Annotated in this window: 8 protein-coding genes; 6 read left to right on the top strand and 2 right to left on the bottom strand. The window is 64.4% G+C overall.

What is annotated here, in order from left to right; translation table 11 throughout:
- Positions 1 to 249: 249 nt before the first annotated feature.
- Entirely contained in the window at positions 250 to 639 is a 390-nt protein-coding gene (locus AC0L3J_RS27065; protein ID WP_473348908.1) for a hypothetical protein, read from the top strand.
- 74 nt (positions 640 to 713) lie between these two features.
- On the opposite strand, the gene AC0L3J_RS27060 is transcribed toward AC0L3J_RS27065, so the two are convergent.
- Complete coding sequence (locus AC0L3J_RS27060) at positions 714 to 1,757, bottom strand: polysaccharide deacetylase family protein (RefSeq protein ID WP_473348906.1); 1,044 nt, start codon at positions 1,755 to 1,757, stop codon at positions 714 to 716.
- A 253-nt stretch (positions 1,758 to 2,010) separates the two neighbouring features.
- Here AC0L3J_RS27060 and AC0L3J_RS27055 point away from each other — a divergent pair, with 253 nt between their 5' ends.
- Positions 2,011 to 2,322 carry a hypothetical protein gene (locus AC0L3J_RS27055; protein WP_473348905.1) on the top strand — a complete coding sequence of 104 codons (312 nt, stop codon included), beginning with the start codon at positions 2,011 to 2,013 and terminating at the stop codon, positions 2,320 to 2,322.
- A gap of 179 nt (positions 2,323 to 2,501) precedes the next feature.
- Positions 2,502 to 2,714: a hypothetical protein gene (locus tag AC0L3J_RS27050; protein WP_007604145.1), complete on the top strand. Its 213-nt coding sequence runs from the start codon at positions 2,502 to 2,504 to the stop codon at positions 2,712 to 2,714.
- 25 nt (positions 2,715 to 2,739) lie between these two features.
- Here AC0L3J_RS27050 and AC0L3J_RS27045 read toward each other — a convergent pair whose 3' ends face one another.
- Positions 2,740 to 4,428 carry an MFS transporter gene (locus AC0L3J_RS27045; RefSeq protein WP_473293541.1) on the bottom strand — a complete coding sequence of 563 codons (1,689 nt, stop codon included), beginning with the start codon at positions 4,426 to 4,428 and terminating at the stop codon, positions 2,740 to 2,742.
- A 172-nt stretch (positions 4,429 to 4,600) separates the two neighbouring features.
- On the opposite strand from AC0L3J_RS27045, the gene AC0L3J_RS27040 reads away from it, so the two are divergent.
- Genes AC0L3J_RS27040 through AC0L3J_RS27030 form a run of 3 tightly spaced genes read left to right on the top strand, consistent with a single transcriptional unit; the run spans position 4,601 to position 8,830 of the window.
- Positions 4,601 to 5,968, top strand: a complete 1,368-nt coding sequence (locus tag AC0L3J_RS27040; RefSeq protein ID WP_473348904.1) for a hydrolase — start codon at positions 4,601 to 4,603, stop codon at positions 5,966 to 5,968.
- A 34-nt stretch (positions 5,969 to 6,002) separates the two neighbouring features.
- Positions 6,003 to 7,370: a cytochrome P450 gene (locus AC0L3J_RS27035; RefSeq protein WP_473348903.1), complete on the top strand. Its 1,368-nt coding sequence runs from the start codon at positions 6,003 to 6,005 to the stop codon at positions 7,368 to 7,370.
- 50 nt (positions 7,371 to 7,420) lie between these two features.
- Complete coding sequence (locus AC0L3J_RS27030; RefSeq protein ID WP_473348902.1) at positions 7,421 to 8,830, top strand: DUF5939 domain-containing protein; 1,410 nt, start codon at positions 7,421 to 7,423, stop codon at positions 8,828 to 8,830.
- Positions 8,831 to 8,960 lie beyond the last annotated feature (130 nt).

Here is an 8,960-nt window from a genome sequence, read left to right as displayed (position 1 = left end):
GCTTGGAGAGGTTGAACAAGGCGTTGGGACTGGCGAAGGGCACGCCGTTGTCGGAGCGAATGGCGAGCGGCAGGCCGGCGCATTCGGTCATCATGTGCGCACTGCGCAGATGAGTCCGGTCGAGCGCAGCCATTGCATCACCGTGGCATCACGTCGGATCTCGCACGGCAGTCCGAGTGATCGTGATCACATAAACTCGCGATCGGCTCTCCTAGTGTCCAGCTCACGCCAAACACGGGGAGATTTCATATGCGCAAGATCATTCTGGTGGCCGCTATGGTGCTGGTCTCTGCCTCTGCCCAGGCCGGAGGCCCGCGCAGCCTGTCGCTGTCCGCGGTGAGCGAGCCGGCTTCGGTTCAGCAAACGACGCCGGCACTTGCTGCCGCGCCGACGCAGGTGAGCGAAGCAGCGCCAGCCGCCGAAGCTCCGAAATATCTCGATCGCCCGCCGGCGGTTTCGCTTGCTGCGCCTGCGGCGGCCGCCGCGCCCACACCGACGACCACGACGGCCTCAGCGCCCGCGGCGACGACCCAACCCGCCGCGAAGACGACGGCCAAGGCAGACAAGCCGAAGCACAAGCGCAGCTGGACCGAAGGCCGCATCATCAGCGAGCTGCATCGTCACGGCATCTACTGGTAAGATGCCTGCTCTCAAAAAGCATATGGCCGGGACAAGCCCGGCCATGACGCGAGAGTTTTGGATTTGATCGGCGCTTACTGCGAAACCGTCTGCACCACGCTTCCGATCGGACGCGCGCTTGAGGTCGGCACCTTCAGGTCCTTCAGCAGCGCCTCGTCATACTCCGGCAGCGTCTGGAAGGTCGTCTTGGCCTTCATCTGCACGATCTTGTAGCCGCCGGCCTTGAGACGCGCGAGCAGCGCCGGCATGGCTTCGCCGGTGTGCTTCTGGAAGTCGTGCATCAGGATGATGCCCTTGCCGAGCTTGTCGAGCCTGGTCATCACGGTCTCGATGATCTTCTCCGGCGTCGCGCCCTTCCTGAAGTCGAAGGAGTCGATGTCGGTCGAGAACATCGCGACGTTGCGAGTGCCGAAATAGCTCATGATCGCCGGATTGTGCTGAAGCTGCGGGAAGCGGAAGAACGGTGCGGGATTGGTGCCGAGCGCAAACCTCACTGCGCTGAAGCCCTTCTCGACCTCGTCCTTGGCCATTTGCTCCGTCATCTTCTTGCCGTTCAGATTGACGTGCGACCAGGTGTGCGCGCCGACCGTGTGGCCCTGGGCCACCACCTGACGCAGGATCTCCGGATGGTAGGTTGCATGCTTGCCGACCGAGAAGAAAAGGCCCTTGGTGCATTCATCTGCGAGCGCCTTCAGCACCGCGGGCGTGTTGACCGGCCAGGGACCGTCGTCGAAGGTCAGCACGACCTCTTTGTCGGTGAGGAAGTCGAACTGCTTGAAGTGATCGAAGCCGAAGCCCGGACCGCCGGTGGTGTCGATCTCGACCACTCTGGAGACGCCGAGCGCGTTCGGATTGGCGCAGGTCGATTTCTGCTGAACCGGCATCGGCGCAGGTGCGGGCGCCGGGGCTGCTGCCGGCTTGGCCGCAATCGCCGCTGTGGTCGCGACGTCGTCCTTGGCGGCGAGCTTCGCCTGTGCCGGCAATGGATCGGCGGCACGGGCGGCAATCGTCTTGGGAGCGGCCTGGTCGGCGCGCGAGGAATAATAAAACCAACCGCCGGCGGCAATCACGACCGCCGCAACTACACTGGCCAGCATCAGGCCCAACGCATTACGCATCGCCATTCTTTCCAATTACGCAACCAAACCGGCGGAATTTCCCGCTCGCCGAGCCATTAATGCGAAGGAACAGTTAACGTGACACCAACACGACTGCGGATATGAAGGAATTTCAGCGAGGTGCACCAACGTGACCGAAGTCACAGAGGGTGGGCCTCCCGTGACCGTCATCACAGTGGAAACTGTTTTGCTGGAGCATGGTCAGTCCCATCAACAACGGGCCCGCTTCCAGCGGTGCCAATGGGAGCTTCAAATGACCAACTCGCTGAACATCAAGTCCTTGAGTAGCAAGATCCGCGACACCAGCCTGGCTCTGGGCTTTGCCGCCATCCTCTCGATCGCCTCGACCGGCTCCAGCTTCGCCTTCTCGTCCGAAGCGCAGCAGCAGTGCACCGGCGACGCCTTCCGCCTGTGCTCGTCGGAAATCCCGAACATCCCGAAGATCACGGCGTGCATGATGAAGCATCGTTCGGATCTGAGCGCCGGTTGCCGCACCGTGATGGACAAGGAACTCGCCAAGGGCGGCGCGTCACGCAAGGTCGCTGACGCCCAGGACAGTCAGTAACAGACAGTCAGTAACAGCAACGATAGCTCGTTGCGTCGGTTAGCTCCCCTCGCGATGTGCCCCGGCGTGAATGCCGGAGCCACGCGGCGGCGCAAGCCCGCCTGCCAATAAAGCCGTTGCGGCTTCGGTATCGTCGCTCTAGCTTCCCCGCACATCTTCCGGGTAAGAGGCATTACGCGATGACCAGATTTCTTTTCATTATTCCATTGATCCTGTTTGCATCGGCCGCGTCCGCGCAGCAGCCCGGTCACGACGCCTGTGCGCGCGATGTGACGCGCTTCTGCCGCCCGGTGATGAACAATGGCGATCAGGCTGTGCTCGCCTGCCTCAAGCAGAACCGTACGCGGCTCACCAAAGGCTGCGACAAAGTGCTGACGGATCACGGGCAGTAAGACGTCGCTACGGACTCGCAAAAACCTACGTGCTGCTTCCCGCCGCAGTGGCGACCACGGGCAGCACCTCACTTGCGGCCTGGTCCGGCGTCTCCTCTTTCCAGCGCACTGAGCCGAACGGACGCTCCAGCATGCGGCGGATCCGCACCGGATCGGGGCCGATGTGGAAATCGATCGCTTCCTGATGCAGCGCGCGTTCGGACTGGGTCGAGCGGTTGCGCTGGCGCAGATAGTCGAGCCAGGTCGGACAGTGGTAGCGCTCGGTCCACAATTCGGGATCGGCGATGTCGCGCGCGATCGACCAGCCATAGGCACCGTTGCGCTGACGAGAGAGCTGCACGTCCTGCATCACGTTGTGAAAGGCGCGGGCGTTCTCTTGGGCGACGCGGTATTCGATCTCGACCACCAGCGGCCCGCTGCGTGCCGTGAGCGACAGTTTGACTTCAGGATCGGCCAGCACATCGGCGTCTTCGTTACGGGCGCCGACGCGCGGCATCGTGAGCCAGATCCCCAGCACCGGCGAGATCAGCATCAGCCCGGCGGCCGTCAGCAACGCGACCTCGACGCCGGCATAGTCGGTGAGATGGCCCCAGCCCCAGGCGCCGATCGCGATGCCGCCGGAAATCGAGGCCTGGAACGCCGCGAGCGAGCGGCCCGCGACCCAGCGCGGCGCCGAGAGCTGCACGCCGATATTGAACAGCGCAATGGCGGCCATCCAGACCGCGCCTGCGAGCACCAGGGCAGCCGCGGTCAGCACCGGCTCGGTGCTCACGGCGAGAGCGGCCATCGCAAACGCCATCGAGATGGTGCAGGCGCGGATCGCAGCTTCGCCGCTCATGCGCTTGCGCAATTCGTGGATATTGAGCGCACCGACCACGGCGCCCATCCCGAAGGCGCCGAGCATGATGCCGTAGGTTTGCGCGCCGCCATGCAGCAGATCGCGCGCCACCAGCGGCATCAGCGCCATGATGGCACCGCCAATCAGGCCCATCACCAGCGTGCGCAACAGCACGATCTTGATCGGCGGCGAATTGGTGATGTAACGGAAGCCCGAGACCATGGCGCGGTTGAGCTTCTCCCGCGGCAGGCGCGAGGGTTCGGTGTTGCGCCGCCAGAGCAGCAGTACCACCAGCAGGGGCAGATAGAGGATCGCATTGCACGCAAACGCCGCCACCGCACCGAGCGCGGCGACGATGACACCACCGACCGCCGGGCCGAAGCTGCGCGCGATGTTGTAGCTGATGCCGTTCAGCGCGACGGCCGACGGCAGAGCATCGGGCGGCACCTGCTCGCTGACTGAGGACTGCCAGGCCGGACCGAACAGTGCGTTGCCGCTGCCGACGACGAAGCAGAAGACGAGCAGCGTTTCCGGGGAAATGTAGTTGAGCCAGGCCAGGACCGTGAGCGCGGTCGCGCCAGTCAGCGCGATCATGAGTGCGATCAGGGTCACGATGCGGCGGTCATACATGTCGGCGATGGCGCCGGCCGGCATCGAGATCAGCATGATCGGCAGCATCAGAGCGGTCTGCACCAGCGCCACCTTGTCCGCCGAGGCCGCCATCTGCGTCATCGCCCAGGCGGCGCCCACGCCCTGGATCAGCAGGCCGAGATTGGAGAGCAGGCTGGCGAGCCAGATGCGCCGGAACACGGTGTACCGCAGCGGCGCCATGATGCCGTCGGCCGCAATTTTCTGGCGGTTCGTCTGCTCGGTCATATCCCCTTCCAAATGGGCTGGCAGAAGTGGTCCTGAAGTTGTCTTGACGTTGTCTTGGAGTGGTCTTTGGGCGATTCCGACAAGCTCAGTGATGCCTGCGAAAGTCCTTCGCTGTCCAGTGGTTAGGCCGGTATAAGCGGTGCAAAGAGATGGTTTTGCCGGGGAGGAACAGATGAAGCTGTCACGACGGATGATCTTGCAAGGGGCCGGCAGCTTGCCCTTCGCAGTTGCGAGCCTGCGGACGGGCGCATTGGCTCAACCTTCACCTGCCGGGCCGGGCGAGGTGTCTCCGATCCTGTTCGTCCACGGCAATGGCGACTACGACGCGCTCTGGATGACGACCTTGTGGCGGATGGAATCCAACGGTATCGCCCGCGACCGCATGGCGGCGATCAATTTCACCGATCCCAATGCACGAAGTGACGACAAGGTCGAACAGGCGGGCCGCTCCTCGACCGAGGACCAGCGCCGCGAGCTCGCCGCCGCTATAGCCGAACTGAAGCACCGCACCGGCGCCGCCCGCGTGGCGCTGGTCGGCAGCTCGCGCGGCGGCTATGCCATCCGCAACGTCATCAAGAACGGCGGCGCCGGCGATGTCAGCCACGCCGTGCTGTGCGGCACGCCCAATCACGGCGTGTTCGCGACCGACGACCAGCCCAACAGCGAGTTCAACGGTCGCGGCGCGTTCCTGCGCAGCCTGAACGAGGGCGAGAGCGAGGTGACGCCGGGTGTCGCCTTCCTCACCTTGCGCAGTGACGGCATGGACAAATACGCGCAAGCCGATGGCCGCTTCATCGGCAAGCCCGGTACGCCGACCGGCGTCAGCGTCGAAGGTCCGGAGTTGAAGGGGGCCACCAACCTCGTGCTCGGCGCACTCGATCATCGCGAGGTGGCGTTTCACCCCCGGGCCTTCCGCGAGATCTACAAGTTCATCGCCGGCCGCGAGCCCGCGCGCATCGCGATCGCGCCGGAGCAGGGCGTGAAGTTGAGCGGCCTTGTTACCGGCACGCCCGGCGGCGTGTCGACCAATCGCCCGGTGGCCGGCGCAACCGTCGATGTCTTTCGCGTCGATCCTGAAACCGGGGAGCGCAAGGGTAGCGCCGTGTACAGCGCGAAGACCGGCGCCGATGGCCGCTGGGGACCGGCGCAGGTCGAGCCTTCCTGGTCGCTCGAATTCGCCCTCGCAGCGCCGGATGCGCCGACGACGCACATCTACCGCTCGCCCTTCCCGCGCTCATCGGACGTGGTGCATCTGCGCGCTGCGCGTCCGCTCGGGCCCGCGGACAAGGACGCCGGGGCTGTCGTGATCATGTCGCGCCCGCGCGGTTATTTCGGCCTGCCGCGGGACGTGGTGCTGCTCGACGGCAAGGAGCCGTCGGACGTCAAATCGGGTGTGCCCACGGATTCGACAGCAACACTGCGCCTTGCGGCCGGCGAGGTCGGGCGTAACATCGTGGCCCAATTTGGCGAAGAACGAATTGTGGCACGCGCCTGGCCTGCCTCCGAGAACAGGATTGCGATTGCCGAGCTGACTTATTAGCTAATTGCCTGCGTCACCTCTGCGGGAGCGAGCCATGAACATCGCCAGCGTGCGTCGGCCCATCGTCCCTCCGACCCCGCCGCGTGCGCCCGACGACATGTCGTTCCTTGCCCGGCTTGCCGTGATCAAGCGGAACATGATCGCGACCTGGGGGCAGCGCGCCTACGAGGAAGACGTCATCGAGGGCCGCTTCTTCTTCCGCAACAGTTTCATCCTGAACCGGCCGGATGCGATCCGGCACGTCCTGCTCAGCAATTACGAGAATTATTCGCGCACCCCGGCGGGCATCCGCATGCTGCGCCCCGTGCTCGGCGACGGTCTTCTGATTGCGGAGGGCCATTCGTGGACGTTTCAGCGCCGCACTCTCGCGCCCGCGTTCACCCCGCGTGCGACGGCAAATCTCGTTCCGCACATGACGGCGGTGCTCGACGAGACCATCGCGAAGCTCGACGCGCGAACGAGCGAGCCGGTCGATCTGCGCGAGATCATGCAGCGGATGACGCTTGAGATCGCCGGACGCACCATGTTCTCGTTCGGCATGGATCGCCATGGCCCGACCTTGCGCAACTTCGTCATGGAGTATGGAGCCCGACTCGGACGGCCGTACTTACTCGATATGGTGCTGCCGCTGTCCTGGCCGAGCCCGATGGATTTTGCCCGCGCCCGTTTCCGCAAGCGCTGGACCGAATTCGTCGCGATGCTGATCGCCGAGCGGCGTGAGATGGGCAAGAAGGACGGCGCGCCGCCGCGCGATCTGTTCGATCTCATGGACGAGGCGCGTGACCCTGAAACCGGCAAAGGCTTTTCGGACGAGCAACTGGTCGACGAAGTCGCGACCATGATCCTCGCGGGTCACGAGACCACGGCGACCGCGCTGTTCTGGGCGCTCTATCTGCTCGCGCTCGATCCCGATACGCAGGAGGAGATCGCCTCCGAGACGCGTGGCGAACACCTCGACAGCATGGCCGACATCGATCGTCAGAAGTTCACCCGCGCCGCGATCGAGGAGACCATGCGGCTTTATCCGCCGGCCTTCCTGATCGCCCGGGCCGCGCGCGAGAAGGATAACGCGGCCGGCGTCGTCATCGGCAAGGGCGACATCATCATGATCGCGCCGTGGCTGCTGCACCGGCACGAGAAGCTGTGGGATCAGCCGAACGCGTTCATTCCAAAACGCTTCATGTCGACGGAAGCGCCCGATCGGTTTGCCTATCTGCCTTTTGGCGCGGGTCCGCGGGTCTGCGTCGGCGCCCCCTTCGCGCAAGCTGAATCCGTGCTGGCACTGGGCCGGCTGATCGGTGCGTTCCGAGTCGAGCTTGCCGATACCAGCCCTGTCATCCCGCTCGGCGTCGTCACGACCCAGCCGGACCGTTCACCCCTGTTCCGCATCACGCGTCGGTGACAGGCGTTCGCCTGGCCGACGGCGTGATCCACACCAGATAGAGTTACGCCATGAGCGACATCCAGGCCCAGTTTTCCGTTCTGAAGCAGACCGCCGAGGCGAAAGTGGTCGACGCGATCGCGCGCCTCATCGAGGATGGCGAAGATCACGAGCTCAACCGCGTCAATGTCCTCGATTTCGCGAAGCAGCACGGTCTCGATGAAGAGCACGCGATCTCGGCGTTCCTGCATTCGGCGCGGCTCGGCCTGTTCGATCTGGGCTGGAATGTGCTGTGCCCGGGCTGCGGCGGCGTGTTGGGGGCGCACTCGACCCTGAAGGCGCTCAAGCCCGACGATTATCACTGCGCGCTGTGCGCCTGCGGCTACAAGGCGTCCGTCGATGATCAGGTCGAAGTCTCCTTCACCGTCAATTCACGTGTCCGGCGCATTGCGGCGCATGATCCCGATACGCTTCCGGTGTGGGAGTACTTCAAGCAGGTGTTCTGGAGCTCCGGCGTCGACTTCAACAAGGAATCGTTTGCGACGCTCGCCAACGAGGTGACGCTGGATACGATGGAGCTGCCGGCCGGCGAGAAGGCGACCATGTCGCTGCAGCTGCCGAACGACTTCATCATCATCTTCGAACCGGTGACGCACGCCGCCCATTTCATCGACGTGCAGGGCGAGCCGACCAAGGACCGTCAGCAGCTCGCCATCATGTACAACAGGGTGCAGGCGCCGACGGGAACCACGACCATGCGGCCGGGCCCGCTGCGGCTGTCGCTGGAGAACCAGGCCGGCGTGCGCGTGCTGCCGTCGGTGTTCATCGCGGCCGAGGCACTCCATCACCTCATCGGCAAGCGCAAGCCGTTCCTGACTGCCAAGCGGATGCTGTCGAACCAGACGTTTCGCGACGTGTTCAAGGCGGACAATCTCAGTCTCGACCAGCGGCTCCAGATCACCTCGCTGACCTTCCTGTTCACCGATCTGAAGGGCTCGACCGCGCTCTATGAGCGCGTCGGCGACCTCGCCGCCTTCGACCTCGTGCGCGCGCATTTCCACGCGCTGCTCGAGATCATCTCGTCGGAGAAAGGCGCGGTGGTGAAGACCATTGGCGACGCCGTGATGGCGACCTTCGTCCGTCCCGAGCACGCGATCGCGGCGGGTTTGCGGATGCGCGCGGCGATGGACGAGCTCAACAAAAAGCGCGGCACTGCCGATCTCATCGTCAAGATCGGCATCCACGAGGGTCCGTGTCTCGCGGTGATGCTGAACGAACGTCAGGATTATTTCGGCCAGACCGTCAACATCGCCGCCCGCGTGCAGAGCCTCTCGACCGCGCAGGAGATCCACATCACCGGCCCGGTGCTGGATGCACCGGCGGTCGCCGAAGTCCTCAAGCAGCGCGAAATAAGGCCGATCCAGAAGCAGGCCGCACTGCGCGGCATCGCCGACAAGATGGTGGTGTACGAGATACCGTGACTGGGTGTCGTCCCGGCGAAGGCCGGGACCCATACCGCGTGATTTCCGAAACGGGCTGGATGGTCGTTGCCAAAGCCTTCGCCAAACCGCAGCCTGTGGTTATGGGTCCCGGCCTTCGCCGGGACGACAT

The sequence above is a fragment of the Bradyrhizobium sp. Kon37 genome, assembly GCF_055807535.1.
This window is presented reverse-complemented; position numbering and strand designations above follow the sequence as displayed.